This window comes from Kribbella sp. NPDC050459, assembly GCF_040655315.1.
In the GTDB taxonomy this organism is placed as follows: domain Bacteria; phylum Actinomycetota; class Actinomycetes; order Propionibacteriales; family Kribbellaceae; genus Kribbella.
Map to the genome: position 1 here is coordinate 294,936 of NZ_JBFAJQ010000008.1, position 17,180 is coordinate 312,115.

The window sequence follows — 17,180 nt, forward strand, 5'->3', positions numbered from 1 at the left end:
ATCCGTGCGGGATCCGGGGGCCGGGATTCTGGGTCGGTGAGGTTCGACTCAGACCATGTCTGCTGAGATCAGCCGACGACACCGGCGGCCGAGTGGCCGACGACGACCTTGGTGTTGAGGCCCTGGACCTCGACGACCAGCGCGTTCACCGAGATGTAGCGCTTCTGCCGCATGACCTGGTTGAAGGTCAGCCGCGCGATGCCCGGGATCTCCAGCGTCTTGTTCTCGCCGGTCGGGACAGCGTAGGTCTTGCCGCCGACCTTGATCGAGGCGATCGTCGAGGACGAGCTCACGCCGGCCGTGCCGTCCTTGGTCTTCCACGCCGACGCCGAGGACTCGATGGCGCCGATGGACAGCGTGCCGACCTTCACGCCCGCAACGTGCGAGGTGAAGTTGATGTAGGACTTGCCCTCGCCGATGGCGCCGTTCTTGGTGGTGTAGACACCGCCGACGTAGGCGACCTTCGGGATGTTCAGCTCGCCGACCGCGACCCGGACCGTCTTGCCCTCGGTGCCCTGGCAGGTGGTCTGAAGCGACGTGGCGTCGGAGACGACCAGCTTGTCGGCCGTGGCCTTGGTGCCGTAGGCGTCACCGATGACCAGCGCGGTCGCCGGCTTCGAGATCTCCGCGCGGGTCTTCAGCACCGCGACGTCGACGCCCTGCGGGATGTACTGGTTCTTCACCGTCGCGTGCAGCACGACCGCCTGTGCGTACGAGTAGATGCCGGACGCGGTCTTCACGCCGCCGACACGGTTCAGAACGATGTAGCCCAGGCCCGGGACCGCGACCTTGGTGTTCGGCTTCGGGTTCAGCAGCGACGGCACCGAGATCGCGCCGATCCGCACGCCCGCGAAGGTGGTGCTGCCGGTGTAGGACAGCTGGCCCTTCGAGTACTTCGACGTGGTGGTGGTCTTCACGCCGGTCAGCGTGAGCAGGCTGCCGACGCGGATGTCGGCGGCCACCGCGGTGCTGGTGACGCCGGTACCGCTGGCGTTGTTGAAGCCGTGCGTGTCGGTCTTCACCGAGCGCGCGATCGCCTGCCCGTTCACGTTCGCCGCGGCGATGTCGTTCTTGTCAGCCTTGTTGGCGTCCGTGGTGCAACCGAACTTGCTGATCACCTGCGGGCCACTGTTCGCCAGCCCGGATTGAACATCGGTCCCGTACGAGTAGCCGCTGTAGCCGAAAACCGGCGAGGCGGACGCGGAACCCGAGGTCAGCGCGATCGTAGAAGCCACGCCGACAACCGCCGCAACTCCGACGGCAGCGAGCTTCTTGTATCCGATGCGGGGTCGCATTGACCCCTCCTCCCTGAGTGATGACGTGACCCGCAGCGCGGGTCAGGACACAGACACAACTCAGCCGATTGCGGTAGGTGACGAGCCGACCCCGCTCCGAGACCAAACCGTTACCTTGCCGCTCGCTCCACGAGATTTCCCGGCCACAGCCGTAACTCGGCTGCGATGACCGAAACCCCTTGTCGTATGAGCGATTCCGGACATGCCGAAGGGCCCGGACGCGCAAGGTCCGGGCCCCTCGGTGCTTACTTCAGGGTGGGCCACCTCGGGTGGTGGTGGCACCTTCAGTAACGAACGACTGCTCAGACGGTGACGGCCACTTCCGCAACCTCGCCGTACTGCGCGACGACCTGACGGTCGACCGGGTCGGCCTTCGGGGCCAGCGTGCGCAGCGTCCAGCTGCCCGGCGCCGCGAAGAACCGGAAGTGCCCGGTCGCCGAGGTCGGCACCTCGGCGGTGAACTCACCGGTGGAGTCCAGCAGCCGTACGTACGCGCCGCCGACCGGCTCCTCGCCGCGCAGCACCTGGCCCTGGATCACGGCTTCCTTGTCGACGTCCACGCCCTTGAGGTCGAGGCCGCCCTGCTTAGCTCCGCACATGTGTCACGCCTTTCCGGGCTCGTCGCCGAGGGCAACGGGTACGCCGACCAGCGAACCCCACTCGGTCCAGGATCCGTCGTAGTTCTTCACGTTCGCCTGGCCGAGGATCTCGTGCAGCACGAACCAGGTGTGCGCCGAGCGCTCGCCGATCCGGCAGTACGCGATGGTGTCCTTGCCGAAGTCCACGCCGGCGTCGGCGTACAGCTGCTTCAGCTCGTCGTCGGCGCGGAACGTGCCGTCGTCGTTGGCCGCCTTGCTCCACGGGATGCTGGCCGCGGTCGGGATGTGGCCCGCACGCTGCGCCTGCTCCTGCGGCAGGTGGGCCGGGGCGAGCAGCCGGCCGGCGTACTCGTCGGGGCTGCGCACGTCGACCAGGTTCTTCACGCCGATGGCGTCCTTGACCTCGTCGCGGAAGGCGCGGATCTCCAGGTTCTGCGGCTGCGCCGTGTACTGGGTGGCCTCACGCTTGACGACCTCGTCGGTCAGCTCACGGCTGTCGAGCTCCCAGCGCTTGCGGCCACCGTCGAGCAGGCGGACGTCACCGTGGCCGTAGAGCTTGAAGTACCAGTACGCGTACGCCGCGAACCAGTTGTTGTTGCCGCCGTACAGCACGACCGTGTCCTCGTTCTTGACACCACGGTCGGACAACAGCGCCTCGAACTGCTCCTTGCTGACGAAGTCGCGCCGGACCGGGTCCTGCAGGTCGTCCTGCCAGTCGATCTTGATCGCGCCGGCGATGTGGCCGGCGTCGTACGCCGAGACGTCTTCGTCGACCTCGATCAGGACAACGCCGTCGTCGTTCTTGTGCTCCTCGACCCAGTCGGCCGAGACGAGCGCGGATTCCCTGCTCATGTGTGCTGCCTCTTCTCAGTTGGTAGCGGTGGTTGGCGTACGAATGCGATGGATCAGCAGATAGGCCTCGCAACCGAGGCAGAGCCCGACGGCCGCGTTCACGAACGCGGCGACCAGGGCGAATCCGGTGGCGACCACGCCCAGAACGGTGGCGCCGGTCAGGAACCCGACCAGGCCGACGACCGCGAAGACGAGGCCGACCAACTGGGCGAACCGCGGCGGCGCCGCGTTCTCCAGCTCCTTCGGCGGCCCCAGCCGGGGCCGGACCAGCCGCTTGAACAGCAGCCCGTACGGCGACGCGCCGACGCCGAAGGCGACCGACACCGCGAACACGACGGCCTGCACCGCCAGCGGCCAGGGGTTGTTCAGGACGAGCGTCAGCGCCAGGACGACGGTGGTCACACCCGCGGCGAACCGGAGCCCGCGCGGATCCACCTTGGCTGTCTTTTCGGACATGACGACTCCCGGAGGAGAGGGATGTCGAGCCGGAACCCGCCCGGGTACGCGGGAGGCGACGTACGCGGAACCGTGCTCAGCGACCGGTTCCGCAGCGCTCGGGACGCCGCCTGGTCAGCGGCGTCGACACAGCGACGAGCGCACGCGGCAGTTGTCCACCGCGCGCCGCTTCGTCAGCCAAGTCGTGTAAACCACGCATTGAGACTACGGAACCCGGGCGGACCCACCACCCGTGGTCCCATCACATGAGACAACTGATCAAATCGTGGACGGCCCGTGCGTCAGACCCTGACCACCTGAGTGCCGGCGACCTTGTCGTGCAGCGCCTGCTTCTTGTCGTCCCAGAGCGGCCAGAGGTAGTTGAGCAGGATGGCCAGCGAGGCGAAGATGCCGAAGACCGGGATCGATCCGGCGAGGTACAGGACCAGGTCGAAACCGCAGCGCTTCGCCGCGGCGCCGCGCGGCGGCGGGCCCGGGACGTCCCGCAGCCGGACCGCGATCCCGGTCGCCATCTTGCCCGGCGTACGGCCCTTCGTGACGAGGAACAGGTAGTCGTACACGAAGAAGACCAGATACCCGATCACCGAGGCCGGGATGGCGTACTTGAACACCTCGGGCGGCATCGCGACCGGCGTCGTACTGCCTGCCCGCGCGGCGTCCATCACGTCCTCCAGCCAAGAGGTCATCACCTGGCTGGACTGGTAGTAGAAGTATCCGGTCAGCGGCAAGGCGATGAACCAGGCGATGATCGAGTCGAGGATGAGCGCGAAGACACGCCGCCACCAGCCCGACAGCAGCTGGCCGTCCGGCGTGGTGCCGGAGCTCTGTCCCTGGTACCCGAAGCCCGAGTCGGCCTGGGGGTACGCCGGGTAACCGCCCTGCTGCGGGACTCGCTGGCCGTACTGCGGAGCCGGCTCGGCCTGCTGGCCGTACACCTGGCCGTGCTCAGCGCGCTGACCGTACTGCGGGGCGTCGGCGGTCCTCGACTGACCGAACTGGCCCTGGTACGGCGCTGGGCCCTCCTGCGGCCGGCGCTGATCCGTCCAGGCGCTGCCGTCCCAGTACCGCTCCTGGTTCGGGTCCTCGGGGTCGTTGTACCAGCCTGCTGATTGAGAGCTCACCGGGAGAGTCTTGCCTACCCGCAGGTCCATTGGCCATCCGGTAGCGACTACCGGACGCGGTCAGCTGGGCTGGCGGTCGATCGCGACGGCCAGCGCGGCGATCACGTCAGGCTTCCGGGGAGCCCCGCTGGCGCGCTTCACCACCGCTCCGGTGCTGTCCAGCACCAGGGTGGTCGGCGTACGCAGGATGTCCAGACGGCGTACCAGATCGAGGTGCGCCTCGGCGTCCAGCTCGACGTGGCGCACGCCGTCGACCATGCCTTCCACCTCGGCCAGTGTCCGCCGGGTGACCCGGCACGGCGCGCAGAACGCCGACGAGAACTGCAGCAGCGTCGCCCGCTCGCCCAGCTCCGCGCCCAGCTCCGCAGCCGTCACCCGCTCCACGTCGACCTCGTTCTTCCCGCGAAACCGCCCGTCGACCCAGGCCTTGAGCACGCTCAGCGCCACGCCGGCTACGACCGCCGCGACGAGTACCCACAGGCCCAGGCTCACAGTTACCCACGGTACGACGCGCCGTTCACGATTCAACTGCCCGTTTCACGTGCTGAGAAGCACCTGCGGGTCCACAGCGAGGCGGTGGCTCGACCGGCCGGTCGGCCAGGGCAGGCAGTCGTCGCCGTCACCCGGGTACCGCGGGACCACGTGCAGGTGCAGGTGGTCGACGCTGCGGCCGGACCCGGGCCCGCTCGCGTTCAGCAGGCAGACACCGGTTGCGCCGAGCCTCTCCACCATCCGCTGCGCGATGCGCTGGGCCAGGTCCATCACCTGAGTCAGGTCATCCGGCTTGGCGTCCAGCAACCCCGCGCCGGTGTGACGGCGGGGCACGACCAGCGCGTGCCCCGGAGCGATCTCTTCACTCGGCAACGGGAGGAACGCGACCGCCACGTCCTCCTTGGCGATCCAGCGGGCCGAGTCGGCGGAGATCAGACCGCAGAAGACGCAGGCATCCATCTGTCGATTCTCCTCTTGTCGGGCATGACCCGCGATCCCACGCCGTCGCGAGCAGGTGCTCGGTGCGGTGCATCGGCGTGCGGGGGCGAAGGTCTCGATGCGGAGCATCGTGGCCTTTGCACCCGTGCGGCGAGGTGCCGTGCCGAGTGCCGCGCAGTAGGCGTGGGGTCGCGGGTCATGCCCTAATAGGTCCTGTGGAGAGCGGAGTGACAGTGCGGTCCGGGTTGGTGATTCCCGAGGCCGAGCTGGCGTGGCGGTTCTCCCGGTCGAGCGGACCGGGCGGGCAGTCGGTGAACACCACGGACAGCCGGGTCGAGCTCAGCTTCGACGTCGCGGGGACGTCGGCGTTGAGCGACGTACTGAAGGCCCGGGCGCTCGAGCGGCTGGGGTCGCGGCTGGTCGACGGTGTGCTCACGATCGCCGCGTCGGAGTACAAGTCGCAGTGGCGCAACCGGGAGGCGGCGCGGGAACGGCTGGCCGTCGTGGTCCGCGAAGCGATCGCTCCGCCGCCCCGGAAACGACGCCCGACGAAGCCGAGCAAGGCATCCGTAAGGCGCCGGCTGGACGACAAGAAGCGCCGCGGCGAGACCAAGCGCCTGCGCGGCCGCCCGAACGACTAGCGCGGCCCCTTCGCTGGATAGGCTTCCGCCGTGCAGGAAACGGGGAGCGGGGGATCTGAGCAGCATGAGCCGGAGGAGCTTCCGGAGTTCCAGGACCTCAAGGTGCGCGGGCGTTCGCTGCGGACCTGGGGGCTCAGCGCCGGCGCCGTCCTGCTGGCGATCTCGGCGGCCTTCGGCGGACTGAAGAAAGCCGGCGACGAGACTCCGCAGGTGGACGCCGGAACCGCGATCGACGCCGGCCAGTTCGAGGTGACGATCCAGCGGGTGGTCACCGTGAAGGACCTGAAGCCGCTGTTCACCCCGGACGACGGCGGCGCCCTGATCGGCGTCGTGACCAAGCTGAAGGTGACCGACGACACCGGCACCACGCCTCCGCCGGACCTGATCCGCCTGATCGGCGTCCCCGGCGTGAAGGACACCGACCCGCCGCTCGGCACCACCAACCTCCGCGACGCCACGATGAACCCGGTGCTCACGCCGGACGCCGCCGAGGACGTCGCGTACGTCTGGAAGCTGCCGAACGCGAACCAGCTTCCGACCGAGATCAAGCTGACCGTGCAGGGCTACCAGCACGAGGACGAGTCGATCCTGGACCACCACGAGAAGTGGCTGCCGGACGCGATCGTCGCGGACAGCACCGTCACGGTGAAGGACAACACCAAGTGAGCCGGCGGAAACTGCTGAACGCCGGCCTCACGCTCGCCGTCCTGGTCGCGATCGTGGGTCTGTACCGGCTCACCCCGACGCAGAAGGACATCCAGGACCCGACCGGGGTGAAAGGCATCCCCGGGCGGGTGGTGCACACGCCGCGGTTCGACCTGACCGTCGACGACGTCCGGGCCGGCAAGAAACTCCGGATCCCGCGCTCGACGCCGGACCGCGACTCGCTGACCGCCTTCGTGGTCGTCGACGCCACCGTCACGGCCAACCGGGAGCCGATGCACATCTTCGACGTCCGGATCCGCTCCGCCGACGGCGTCACGTACCTCGGCGCCAACCGCAGCGGCCTGGACCAGGTCGACCTGACCGGAACCGAGTTCGCGCCGGACATCCCGGTCCGCGGCTCGTTCGTGATCGAGATGCCGGCCGACAAGGTGCCCGGGGCAACGTTGCTGGTGATGGAGAAGTCGATGCTGAACGACCTCGAGCCGCAGGTCACCGTGCCGCTCGGCGACGACGCTCCCGCGGTGGAGGACGTCGTGTCCCTGACCGCTGCGAGCGACACGTGACCGGCGCCCGGCGGGCCCGGCGCGGGTGGTTCCGCAGGAACACCGTCGCGCTCGCGACCCTGGTGGTGGCGATCCCGCTGGCCGGGTGGTGGACGACGCGCAGCGACTACAAGTCCTGGTACGACGACGAGCCCCGCGACGCCGTCGACGTGGCGGCCGGCGGTACGTCGTACAACGGCGCGACCTGGTACGCCGCGAGCGTCGAGGAGAGCCCGCGACCGTCGCGTGCCGGTTCCGATCAGGACGAGTTGCCCGACGGGACGACGCGGATCCGGGTGTACTTCCGGCTGCAGGTCGACAACCTGTCCGCGCTCGACGGGCTCGGCGGATGCCGTATGCACCTCCGCGCGCCCGACGGCCGGATCTGGGACGAGACCCAACTCGCGGACGACTACCAGGACCGTCCGACCGGCTGCACGGGCGGCAGCGACGACCAGCCGTCGAGTTGGCGTGGCGCCGCGGCGCCGTACTACCTGAAGCCGGTGGCCGGGAAGCCGTTCGAGACGGTGGCGGTGTTCGTCGTACCGTCGTCGGTCGCCGGCAGTGTGCAGCCGACGGTCACCTGGGCTACGAAGCTCCCTCAGTACCTGGCATTCCCGAGGTAGCCGCGCTGAGGTCGGTCACGCCGTGGTCACCGGCCGGCTGCTCATGGACCGCCCGGGTCCGCGGGGTCAGGTAGCCGGCCAGGCCGCCGATCATCCGGTCGTACGCCGCGGCGAGCAGGCTGACCTGCAGCATGATCTTCAGGCCGTCGGTGACCAGGTTCAGCGGCTCGTCGATGACCTGCCAGAACTGGAGCGTGTGCGGCCCGAGGACCCACACCTTCAGGGCGATCCACACGGCACTCGCGGCGAACGTGACGACCGCCCAGGCCAGGAAGTACCCGAGCATCGGCCGCAGACCGGAGCGGACCACCAGCCGGAACGCCTCCACGACAGGCGTCCAACGGTCCTTCCAGTCCGACACCACCGAGTTCCCGGCGACGCGGACGATGCGCGGCGTCTGCTGCCAGCGATGGGTGATGCGGTCGAACCGCCAACGCGGCTTGTCGAGCTTCTGCACGACACGGCCGTAGATCACCGCGGTCATCGTGATCCACATCAGCGGGAGCACGGCCGCGTCCCAGAGGTCGGCGATGCCGGCGGCAACGAACCCGGTGACGGTGTCCCACACCGCACGGACCTGGTCGACGCCGAGCACGTGGTCGAGCACCCACGTGTACCCGTCGTGCAGCCATTGCCAGACCTGGCGTTCCTTCAGCCAGGTCTTCGGTGACGGGATATACGAGGACGCCTGGTAGATGACCACGAAGATCCACAGCGCCTCCAGGTAGGTGACGAACAGCTTGCGGACCGGGCCTTCCTCGTCCTTCTTCCACTTCTTGAACACGAACCGGAGCAGGTAGGCCGTGACGCCGAGCCCGATGAACAGCCAGGTGGACAGCGACTGCAGGCCCGTGGACTGCGGCGCCACCGTGCCACCGGTCAGCACCGTCGCCGCCGTCTCGTTCACCTTGTGGACGGCCAGCTGGTACTCGTAGTCGAGCGCCTCGGTCTGCAGGAACTTGTACGCCGCGTAGAACGCCAGGAACGGCAGCAGCGCCGCCGCGATCGCGTCGAGCAGATGGTTCTCACGGCCTGGTTCTACACCGTCTGGGGCGAGCACACCCTCGGCCACCGCGCGGCGGTGGAACGGGAGCTCGCCGCGCAGGACCAGGAACATCGTCACGTACATCGCGAGCGAGACCACGACAAGCAGCGCCAGCACGGCGATGCCGGCTGCCTGCGCCTTGGCACCCGCCTCGACCGCCACCCATTGCAGGCCCCGGTGCGCCAACTGCGCCACCAGGAACACCGCAAGCAGGCGCGGCCAAGCCTTCCCGAACAGAACCCCCGCCCGCCCCACCGTAGTGAGCAACGTCCCCGACTCCATCGCCACGGCAAAGAATCTACCTCCCAACAAGTCCTCACCACCCCTCCGCCGGCCTACCGATCAGCCGCCAGTCGGAGGCGGGGTCAGCCGCCGGTCGGGGCGCGGGTCGGGCGCCGAGTCAGCCGCCGGTCTGCCGGTCTGCCGCCAGTCGGCGGCGGGTCAACCGCGAGTGGGCCGCGGTCGGGTGCCCGTCTGCGCGGCTCAGGCCGCCGGTCAGGCGCGGGTCAGGCCGCCGGTGTGCTGGTCGGCCGCCAGTCGGCGCGGGTCGGCCGGCGGTTAGGCGGTAGTCGGCCGGGGGGGGTCAGCCGCCGGCGAAGGGGGGTAGCGCGTCGACGAGGGCGCCGTCGGTGAGCGGCGTGCTTGGGTCGGCGCGCTCGCCGTCGAGGAGGAACGTGCAGATCGACAGCACCCGCGCCAACTCCGGACGGTCGGTCGACACGGTCGTCACCAGGTCCCGGATCGAGCCCGCGTCGGCGGTCGCCGTCGACTCGCCGGCCGCCGAACGCGCGGCAGCGAAGTACCTGATGGTCACTTCCGGCATCTGGTCCGCGCCTCACTAATCGGTTAAGTCTCGGCTATTATGTCAGCTTGCTGTTAGACCCAGTGTGTCTCAGGCCCCCGGCAACGACGCCGTCGGGGCCTGACGTGCACGAGGACCGGATCGCTGGCTCTGGATCCGACGATCAGCACAAGGAGACGGCGTGAGCACGTTGCTTCTGCTGACGAACGCCCTGCAGGCCTCCACCGAGGTGCTGCCGTCGCTCGCCCTGCTCCCCCACCAGATCCGCATCCTGCCCGCCGAGGTCGCCGCGCTGGTCGACGCGCCGGACGCCGACGCCGTGCTGCTCGACGCCCGCCGCGACCTGGTCGCCGTCCGCAGCGCCTCCCGGCTGATCCGCACCACCGGTATCGACGTCCCGCTGATCCTCGTCGTCACCGAGGGCGGCCTGACCGCGGTCAACGCCGACTGGGGCGCGGACGACGTCCTGCTCGACACCGCCGGCCCCGCCGAGATCGAGGCCCGGCTGCGACTGGTCATCGGCCGTCTCGCCGCGACCCGCAACGACGAGCCCGAGTCCACGCTGATCCGCAGCGGCGACGTCGTGATCGACGAGGCGTCGTACACCGCGAAGCTCAACGGCCGCGCGCTCGACCTCACGTACAAGGAGTTCGAGCTGTTCAAGTTCCTCGCGCAGCACCCGGGCCGGGTCTTCACGCGGGAACAACTGCTCCAAGAGGTCTGGGGCTACGACTACTTCGGCGGCACCCGCACCGTCGACGTACACGTGCGGCGTCTGCGCGCCAAGCTCGGCCCCGAGCACGAGGCGCTGATCGGCACCGTCCGGAACGTCGGCTACCGCTTCGTCGTCCCGCCGGCCCCCACCACCCGCGAGCCCGCCGAGGCCAGGTCCTGACTCACAGTTCCTGACTCGGAGGAAAGAACCTCGCACGAAGGAACCTCAGAGGAAGAACTTCAGCAGGGTGAACGCGAGCGCGGCCGCCGTGAAGAGCGCCGCCTTCCCGGACCCGATGCCCTGCCGGACCGCGGCCACGAACACCCCGATCGTGATCGGCACCAGCATCACCAGCAACGTGACCCCGGCCGCGTGAACGCCGACGTGCGACTGCAGCGTCAGAAGCCAGCCAACCACGAACGCAAACGTCAACCCGAGCCAACTGGTGATCTGCACCGGCCCGTCCGCGCTGCGATGCCCGCGATGCGAAGCCCTGGTGGCCCGCCGGTGCGAGGTCGGAGCAACGTGCGCCATCGCTCACCTTCCGTAAGCACCTGAGTACGCAAGGTACCAGCAACTCTGACGAGAACGAAAAGCCGGTACGCCGCGGTCGGCGCGACGTACCGGCCCTCGTTTCAGCCGCCGGCTGCGATCAGGAACCGACGGAGATGCGGTCGGTCGCGACCGGCGTGTACGGGTCGTGCGCGGTCAGATAGTTGGCGAACGCGTCGATGTCCAGCCCGCCGAAGAACTTGTTCGTCGCCGTGGTGAAGGCCGGGAACCCGTCGCCACCGTCGGAGAGGAAGTTGTTCGTGACGATGCGGTACGTCGTGGCGTCGACCAGCGGCTGCCCGGCGATCTTGATCGAATCGGCCACCACCTTCGAGCCCGCCGGTGCGGCCGGGTTCCAGGTGTAGGTGATGCCCGCGACCTGGAGCACCTTGAACTTCGGCGCCTCCGGACCGTTCACCCCGGAGAACTGCTGCTCCAGCAGAGCCTTGATCTGCGTCCCGGTCATGTCCATCGACACCAGGAAGTTGTTGAACGGCTGGACCGTGAACGCCTTCCCGAAGGTGACCTCACCGTTCGTCGAGAGCAGGTCGGCGCGGATGCCGCCCGGGTTCATGAACGCCACGACCGGGGTCTTCCCGCCGGTCACGACGCTCGGGTCGGCGAGCTGCGCGTCGGCGATCAGGTTGCCCAGCGGCGACTCGAGCGAGTCGTCGTTCGTCCGCACCACCGACTCGGTGGTGAGGTGACCGATCACCTTGTTCTCGATCGGGGCGACCAGCGTCTTGTACTTCGCGATCAGGTTCGCGGTCTTCGTGTCCGGCACGACGTCCCGGGTGACGATCTGGTTGTTCGCCATGGTGTTCAGGCGGTCGACGTCACCGGTCGCGTTGTCGATGCTCAGGCGGACCTCGGTGACCAGCCGGCCGAACGACGACGCGCTGGTGACGAGCCGCGGGTTCTTGTCCTTGTCCGGCAGCGAGCAGTTGTAGCCCTGGTGGGTGTGGCCGGAGATGATCGCGTCGATCTCCGGGTCCAGGCCGGCATTGATGTCGACGATCGGGCCGGAGATCCCGGGGCAGCTGTCGTACGCCTTCGGGTCGGCCGGGAAGCCGCCTTCGTGCAGCAGCACGACGATCGACTCCACGCCCTTCTTCTTCAGCTCCGGGACCAGCGCGTTCGCGGTGTCGACCTCGTCCTTGAAGGTCAGCCCCTCGACGCCGGACTTGGTCACGATGTTCGGCGTGTTCTCCAGCGTCATACCGATGAAGCCGACCTTCTTGCCGTCCTTGAAGGTCTTGATCGTGTACGGCGCGAACAGGGTCTTGCGGGTGTTCTCGAAGAACACGTTCGCGGACAGGTACTTGTACTTCGCGCCCTCGAACGGGTGCGCCGCGTCGGGGCAGGAGTTCTGGTTGTTCTGCCCGTCGCCGTCGGGCAGGCAGCCGCCGGTCTGCATCCGGAGCAGCTCGTGCCAGCCCTCGTCGAACTCGTGGTTGCCCACCGACGCAGCCGCGAGTCCCATCCCGTTCAGCGCTTCGACCGTCGGCTCGTCGTGGAACGCCGCCGACAGCAGCGGCGACGCGCCGATCAGGTCACCGGCCGCGACCGTCACCGAGTCCTGCCCCTTCGCGGCGGCAGCCGCCCGGAGCTGCTTCAGGTGCGTCGCCAAGTACACCGCGCCGCCGGCCGGGGTGCCGTTGATGTTGCCGCTCGAGCCGGACGGCGGCTCCAGGTTGCCGTGGAAGTCGTTGATCGCGAGCAACTGGATCTGACTGTGCGTCGGCTTCGGCTTGGCCTGCGCCTGTGCGTTCTCCTGCGCCGCAGCGTCCTGCGTCGCGGCTCCTGCCTGGCTCACGGATCCCCCCGCAGCCAGGGCGAGCGCCGCGGCCGTCCCAGCGGCGAGCAGCCCCACTGCCCGCCCCCACCGCGCCCTGCCTCGTCCTGTGATGGCCATTTCTTCTCCGTCGTCGTCTCGGTCACCGCTGTTTGCGGCCGCGAAATCCTCCGCGGTGCCGGGAAAGTTACCGGTGACGACGCGCCCTCGCCAGGACCTGGGCATGAACTGAACCGGACCTTTTACGGTATTCAGGTGACTCTCGAAGCCGTTCCCTCACCGTTGCCCTCGGCCACCGCCGCCGCCGTCACGGAACTCGCTCGCGCCGCAGCACACAGCGACGGCGTCAACCCGCTCTCCGAACGCACCCTCCTGCACCTCGACGGCGAACACCCCGACGACGTCCACGTCCTCGCCTACGAAGGCGATCCGGGCACCATCGAGGTCACCGGCCTGCAGAGCGCCCGCAACCTCGTGGGGTACGGCGCCTTGTCCCCCGACGGCTCGGCCGAACTCTTCGTCGCCCCACCTTTCCGCCGGCAAGGCTTCGGCGCCGCGCTCCTGCGCATGCTGCTCGACCACGGCGGCAGCCGTACCCGCGTCTGGGCCCACGGCCGGCTTCCTGGCGCCGACGAGCTGGCCCACCGCCTCGACCTCGAGGTAGCGCGGGAGCTGTACTTCCTCCGCCGTACCAGGGCCGAGCTCCCGGAACCCGTCTGGCCCGACGGCATCGACGTACGGACGTTCGTTCCCGGACAGGACGACACCGCCTGGCTGCGAGTCAACGCGGCAGCCTTCGCCGACCACCCTGAACAGGGCAGCTGGACCGAGGCCGACCTGACCGAGCGCCTCCACCAGCCATGGTTCGACCCGAACGGCTTCTTCCTCGCCGTCGACGCCGCAGGCGACGTAGCCGGCTTCCACTGGACCAAGGTCGAGGAGGGGGTAGGCGAGGTCTATGTAGTAGGTGTCTCCCCCACCCACCAGGGCCTGGGTCTGGGCAAGGCGCTGACCCTCCAGGGCCTCCATTACCTCCAGTCGACCCGCAACCTCGACGAGATCGTCCTCTACGTAGACGGCACCAACACCGCGGCGAGAGCCCTTTACAACTCCCTCGGCTTCACCACCGCCGCCCTGGACGTCCAGTACGCCCCGCGCTCCTTGTGAACGACATCACAAAAGCTTTCCGCGTCATAAACCCAGCCCACCCCCGTCCCACCAGCAACCAGGAGCCGTCCGAGCCTCTTACCCCCCAGCCGGGCGGCTCCTGGCCCCAAACCCGGTTGTCCACAGCCTGCACCTTTTGACATGGAGCCCTCCGCCCACCGCCCGTTACGATCGTGACGACTACGGAGGGCTGACACTCGTGACACACCGCAACAGGCGGACGCTCGCACTTCTGGCCTGTCTAAGCACCACCGCCCTGCTAGCCGCCTGCACCTCAGGCAGCCCCGAAGCAGGCCGCCCCAACACGGCGCCACCGTCGAATACCTCGACTCAGGCTCCGACGAGCGCCCGTCAGGCGACCTCCACGCCGACGCACCCCGTGCCCGCGAACGAGCCGCCGGAGCGTCCGGCGAACGCAAAGGGCCTCACGCTCGCGGCGGCTGAACAGTTCGTTCGCTACTACAGCGAATTGCTCAATTACGCCTCGGCGACCGGCGACACCGCGCCGATGCTCGGCGTAAGTGAAGCAGGCTGCGAGAACTGCAAGTCGTATGCGAAATTCGTCGTGCAGTCGAACGCCGCGAACGGCCTGCTCAGGGCGACTATCTCGAGAAGATCACCGATGTCCCGGATTTGTACCGTGGCGAGAGCGGCCGGCTGGGCGGCTCGGCGACTGTGGCTGTCGGCGCCTACGTCAGTCGGCAGTCGAAAACCGCCACTCCGATCAACCTCAAAGCCGCGAAGTACACCCGCGAGTTCGCGTTGTCCCCGCAGGGCGGGAACTGGGTGATGTACGAGATGAAACTCGTGAAGCAATGAACAAGATCATTGGCGTAGTTGTAGCCGTGAGCACGGTACCGATGGTCACAACTGTCGCGGCGGGATACGTCTCGGCAGTTGCCGATCGGCCTCTCGCTCCCGTGATCGCTGCCTCTCCGGCTCCGACGACCAAGACGACAACCGTTGAGGTGAATCCGACCAGGGAAGGGGCGACGATGAAGGGTACGACCCGCCTCGACGGCCATAAGCCCACTCGCTCCGAGAAGACGGTTCCCACCGCGAAACGCACAGAGCCGACTTCGGTAAGAACCCCAAGGCGAACTGACCCTCCGCTCTCGAAAGAGGACCAGGGCGGCGAGTCCGAGGCACGAACCGATTTGAAAATCAACACCGGGATCTGTGGGCGGGTGCAGTCCGATGGGTCGGTGCCTGGGCCTTATCGGTGTCAGCCGGGTGGGGACGAGCGGCGGGTTACGTTGCGGACGGTTCCGCCGGAGGTTGTGCGGCCTCGGCCTCAGGATGTCACGTGGGAGCAGGTGCGGTCGGAGACGAAGAACGTGGTGTTTCCGGGGCTCTCGGTGAAGGTGCAGCCTGCGGGGCGGACGTTGGTCAATCTGGACACCATCGTCTACACCACTGACAGCAAGGTTTCGACGACGACGGTGACGTTGCTCGGGTTCCCGGTGGTCGTCGAGGCGACGCCGGTCAGCTACACGTGGCACTTCGGCGACGGTTCGCCCGCGCTCACCACGAGTACGCCGGGCAAGCCGTACCCGTCGAAGGAGATCACCCACAAGTACATGAAGCGCGGCGGGGTCAGCATCAGCCTGACCACCAATTACGCCGCCCGCTTCAACGTCGCCGACACCGGCTGGCAGTACATCGACGGCACCGTTCCCATCACCGGCCCGGCCACACCACTCCTGGTCCGCGAGGCCGTGCCGGTCCTGGTGGACCCTGGTCGCTGACTCTCACGCGGTTCAAGAGGTGCAGGTGGCAGGTCAGTCTCGGAGCGGCGAGTGGCCCGGGCGCGTGTGGGCATTGACTGTCGGGGTGGCGTAGCGGGTGCCTTGGCCGAGTTGGGGGCGGTGGATGATGGCACCGGTGGGTGGGGGCTGGGAGGCCAGGAAGCGGAGGCCGTCGAGGGTGTCTTGGCGGGCGGCGGATGACGTCGGCTGGCGCTCAGAAGCGGGAGTGGGTCCGCCTACCAGGCGCGGGACTGTCAGGCGGTAGTGGCGGCGGAGTTCGTCGACCTTTGCGTCCAGGTCGGAGCGGATCTCGCGGGCGACCATCCGGCCCGTGGCCGCGGACGCACCCGGAAGCGTCGGCCAGTAGTTGTGCAGCATCGGCTCGATGAGCTGAGCCCGGACGGCCTGTTGGGTTGGTCGGTCGCGGTGCGTCAGTTCATTCAATTGGTTGGCGACGACGGCATGAGCGAACTGGTCGAAATGCAGCAGTCCAGGTCCCCGGCAGGCGTCGTCGATCAGGGCGTTCTCCGGGTAGGCCGGTCCGGTGACGTGGGCCATGAGGTCTCGAGTTGCCGCGAACGCCCCTGGGTAGTGCGGATCGCCGAAGGCCAAGGCGCCGTACCCTGCACGCTTCGCGAAGAGCTCGAAGTCGGCGGACGTGCGGACCTCGGCGAAGCCTTCCATGACGCCGCGCGAGTGCTCGGTCCACACCGCGTTCGGCTCACCGGGCGCTTTGATCTGCATCGCACTGTGTGTCGCCTCGTGCAGAACTGTCGCCAATGCCTCGGACTGGTCATCCATCTGACCAGGGAGGACAGATCCCGTCAGGTGCAGCAACACTCGAGTCTCGGACAGTCGGAGGATGCCAGTCTTCGGATCAAGACCGCCCAACGTGTCCAGGCTCGTCTTGTACAGCTCGCGGTTCCAGCGGTCGGCTGCCGCCGGCCGCAGCGAGAACGCGATCCTATACAGACGCTCGACCTCTCGGTAGACGAACGAGTCCGGGGAGACCCGCTGGCCGAGGCTCACCGTCAGTCCTCAGGCCAATGCCCACGCAGCATGATCTCCAGGTGATGCAGCGCCCGCGTCATGCCCCGGATATGCGGCGCCTCGTCGGCCGGGGCCCGATTGGCGATCGCCCAGATCTTGTGCCGGGCCTCCGCCAGTACGTCCGCCTTCTCCTCGTCCGTGCCCTCCGCGATCCACGCGGCCGCATGGATCGCGCCCGCCTCGTGGTAGAGCGGGCCGTACTCGCGGGGCGGAGGGGGCGGCTCGGCGAGGTCCTCGATCATTCCGAGGGCGAAGGTCCGGTCTTCACCGTCCGGCTCGTCTGCGATCAGTGCACGCAGCTTTCGCTGGGCCGCCGCCAGGTCGAAGGTCGGATCGGTCTTCTGCTCGTGGCGTGCCTGCGCGAACTCGGAGTTGAATCGCGCGATGTCGAAAGCCATTCCGGCCCCTTCAGAGTTCGTCGTCTACTGCTCGCCACGATATCGACGCGTGCCGTGAGTTCGCGGAAGTTATCCACAGGGGTTGCGACGCTCTCGCGAGGCCATCCCGGTCGTCGTGGACTCCGGCCTCAGTCTCGGAGCGGCGTGTGGCTCGGGCGAGTGTGGGGATTGACTGTCGGG

At 68.3% G+C, this 17,180-nt stretch carries 21 protein-coding genes and 1 pseudogene; 9 read left to right on the forward strand and 13 right to left on the reverse strand.

The window, feature by feature from the left end; translation table 11 throughout:
* Positions 1-68: 68 nt before the first annotated feature.
* The 7 genes from AB0I12_RS26020 to AB0I12_RS26050 all read right to left on the reverse strand — a co-directional run bounded on the left by AB0I12_RS26020 (position 69) and on the right by AB0I12_RS26050 (position 5,274).
* A complete protein-coding gene (locus tag AB0I12_RS26020) occupies positions 69-1,235 on the reverse strand; it encodes a choice-of-anchor P family protein (RefSeq protein WP_359934288.1) in 1,167 nt (388 codons plus the stop codon).
* Between the two features lie 362 nt (positions 1,236-1,597).
* Positions 1,598-1,894 (reverse strand): DUF1416 domain-containing protein, encoded by a 297-nt coding sequence (locus tag AB0I12_RS26025; protein ID WP_131294190.1) that lies wholly within the window; start codon positions 1,892-1,894, stop codon positions 1,598-1,600.
* Between the two features lie 3 nt (positions 1,895-1,897).
* Positions 1,898-2,746, reverse strand: coding sequence for a sulfurtransferase (locus AB0I12_RS26030; protein ID WP_355474377.1), 849 nt, complete (start codon positions 2,744-2,746; stop codon positions 1,898-1,900).
* Positions 2,747-2,761: 15 nt separating this feature from the next.
* Positions 2,762-3,202, reverse strand: coding sequence for a DUF4395 domain-containing protein (locus AB0I12_RS26035; protein ID WP_359934291.1), 441 nt, complete (start codon positions 3,200-3,202; stop codon positions 2,762-2,764).
* A 281-nt stretch (positions 3,203-3,483) separates the two neighbouring features.
* Positions 3,484-4,323, reverse strand: a complete 840-nt coding sequence (locus AB0I12_RS26040) for an RDD family protein (RefSeq protein ID WP_359934293.1) — start codon at positions 4,321-4,323, stop codon at positions 3,484-3,486.
* A gap of 60 nt (positions 4,324-4,383) precedes the next feature.
* Positions 4,384-4,815, reverse strand: coding sequence for a thioredoxin family protein (locus tag AB0I12_RS26045; RefSeq protein WP_359934295.1), 432 nt, complete (start codon positions 4,813-4,815; stop codon positions 4,384-4,386).
* A gap of 45 nt (positions 4,816-4,860) precedes the next feature.
* Entirely contained in the window at positions 4,861-5,274 is a 414-nt protein-coding gene (locus tag AB0I12_RS26050) for an HIT domain-containing protein (RefSeq protein ID WP_359934297.1), read from the reverse strand.
* A gap of 146 nt (positions 5,275-5,420) precedes the next feature.
* On the opposite strand from AB0I12_RS26050, the gene arfB reads away from it, so the two are divergent.
* Genes arfB through AB0I12_RS26070 form a run of 4 tightly spaced genes read left to right on the forward strand, consistent with a single transcriptional unit; the run spans position 5,421 to position 7,728 of the window.
* Entirely contained in the window at positions 5,421-5,894 is a 474-nt protein-coding gene (gene arfB / locus AB0I12_RS26055) for an alternative ribosome rescue aminoacyl-tRNA hydrolase ArfB (RefSeq protein WP_359934299.1), read from the forward strand.
* 30 nt (positions 5,895-5,924) lie between these two features.
* The gene (locus AB0I12_RS26060; protein WP_359934301.1) at positions 5,925-6,560 is read left to right on the forward strand and encodes a hypothetical protein; all 636 of its coding nucleotides are present in this window, start codon (positions 5,925-5,927) and stop codon (positions 6,558-6,560) included.
* On the forward strand, positions 6,557-7,123 hold the full coding sequence (locus AB0I12_RS26065; protein WP_359934303.1) for a hypothetical protein: 567 nt from the start codon (positions 6,557-6,559) through the stop codon (positions 7,121-7,123). The genes AB0I12_RS26060 and AB0I12_RS26065 overlap by 4 nt, the downstream gene beginning before the upstream one ends.
* On the forward strand, positions 7,120-7,728 hold the full coding sequence (locus AB0I12_RS26070) for a hypothetical protein (protein WP_359934305.1): 609 nt from the start codon (positions 7,120-7,122) through the stop codon (positions 7,726-7,728). The genes AB0I12_RS26065 and AB0I12_RS26070 overlap by 4 nt, the downstream gene beginning before the upstream one ends.
* On the opposite strand, the gene AB0I12_RS26075 is transcribed toward AB0I12_RS26070, so the two are convergent.
* Both AB0I12_RS26075 and AB0I12_RS26080 read right to left on the reverse strand, forming a co-directional pair.
* The gene (locus AB0I12_RS26075) at positions 7,691-9,055 is read right to left on the reverse strand and encodes a hypothetical protein (protein ID WP_359934409.1); all 1,365 of its coding nucleotides are present in this window, start codon (positions 9,053-9,055) and stop codon (positions 7,691-7,693) included. The two genes, AB0I12_RS26070 and AB0I12_RS26075, sit on opposite strands and share 38 nt — an antisense overlap.
* 301 nt (positions 9,056-9,356) lie before the next feature.
* On the reverse strand, positions 9,357-9,596 hold the full coding sequence (locus AB0I12_RS26080; protein ID WP_355695721.1) for a MoaD/ThiS family protein: 240 nt from the start codon (positions 9,594-9,596) through the stop codon (positions 9,357-9,359).
* Between the two features lie 160 nt (positions 9,597-9,756).
* Here AB0I12_RS26080 and AB0I12_RS26085 point away from each other — a divergent pair, with 160 nt between their 5' ends.
* Positions 9,757-10,470 (forward strand): response regulator transcription factor, encoded by a 714-nt coding sequence (locus tag AB0I12_RS26085; RefSeq protein ID WP_355695720.1) that lies wholly within the window; start codon positions 9,757-9,759, stop codon positions 10,468-10,470.
* Between the two features lie 45 nt (positions 10,471-10,515).
* Here AB0I12_RS26085 and AB0I12_RS26090 read toward each other — a convergent pair whose 3' ends face one another.
* On the reverse strand, positions 10,516-10,824 hold the full coding sequence (locus AB0I12_RS26090; RefSeq protein ID WP_359934308.1) for a hypothetical protein: 309 nt from the start codon (positions 10,822-10,824) through the stop codon (positions 10,516-10,518).
* Between the two features lie 118 nt (positions 10,825-10,942).
* Positions 10,943-12,658 carry a bifunctional metallophosphatase/5'-nucleotidase gene (locus AB0I12_RS26095; RefSeq protein ID WP_359934310.1) on the reverse strand — a complete coding sequence of 572 codons (1,716 nt, stop codon included), beginning with the start codon at positions 12,656-12,658 and terminating at the stop codon, positions 10,943-10,945.
* Positions 12,659-12,892: 234 nt separating this feature from the next.
* On the opposite strand from AB0I12_RS26095, the gene mshD reads away from it, so the two are divergent.
* The 4 genes and pseudogenes from mshD (at position 12,893) to AB0I12_RS26115 (ending at position 15,552) form a co-directional block, all read left to right on the forward strand.
* The gene (mshD, locus tag AB0I12_RS26100; protein WP_359934312.1) at positions 12,893-13,804 is read left to right on the forward strand and encodes a mycothiol synthase; all 912 of its coding nucleotides are present in this window, start codon (positions 12,893-12,895) and stop codon (positions 13,802-13,804) included.
* Between the two features lie 379 nt (positions 13,805-14,183).
* Positions 14,184-14,372: pseudogene (locus tag AB0I12_RS26105) on the forward strand (DUF6318 family protein); the annotation flags it as partial.
* A gap of 65 nt (positions 14,373-14,437) precedes the next feature.
* Positions 14,438-14,623, forward strand: a complete 186-nt coding sequence (locus tag AB0I12_RS26110) for a hypothetical protein (RefSeq protein ID WP_359934419.1) — start codon at positions 14,438-14,440, stop codon at positions 14,621-14,623.
* A 497-nt stretch (positions 14,624-15,120) separates the two neighbouring features.
* Complete coding sequence (locus tag AB0I12_RS26115; protein WP_359934314.1) at positions 15,121-15,552, forward strand: hypothetical protein; 432 nt, start codon at positions 15,121-15,123, stop codon at positions 15,550-15,552.
* Between the two features lie 33 nt (positions 15,553-15,585).
* Here the strand turns inward: AB0I12_RS26115 and AB0I12_RS26120 are convergent, their stop codons facing one another.
* Entirely contained in the window at positions 15,586-16,581 is a 996-nt protein-coding gene (locus AB0I12_RS26120) for a hypothetical protein (protein ID WP_359934316.1), read from the reverse strand.
* 2 nt (positions 16,582-16,583) lie between these two features.
* Positions 16,584-17,000 carry a hypothetical protein gene (locus AB0I12_RS26125; protein WP_359934318.1) on the reverse strand — a complete coding sequence of 139 codons (417 nt, stop codon included), beginning with the start codon at positions 16,998-17,000 and terminating at the stop codon, positions 16,584-16,586.
* Positions 17,001-17,180 lie beyond the last annotated feature (180 nt).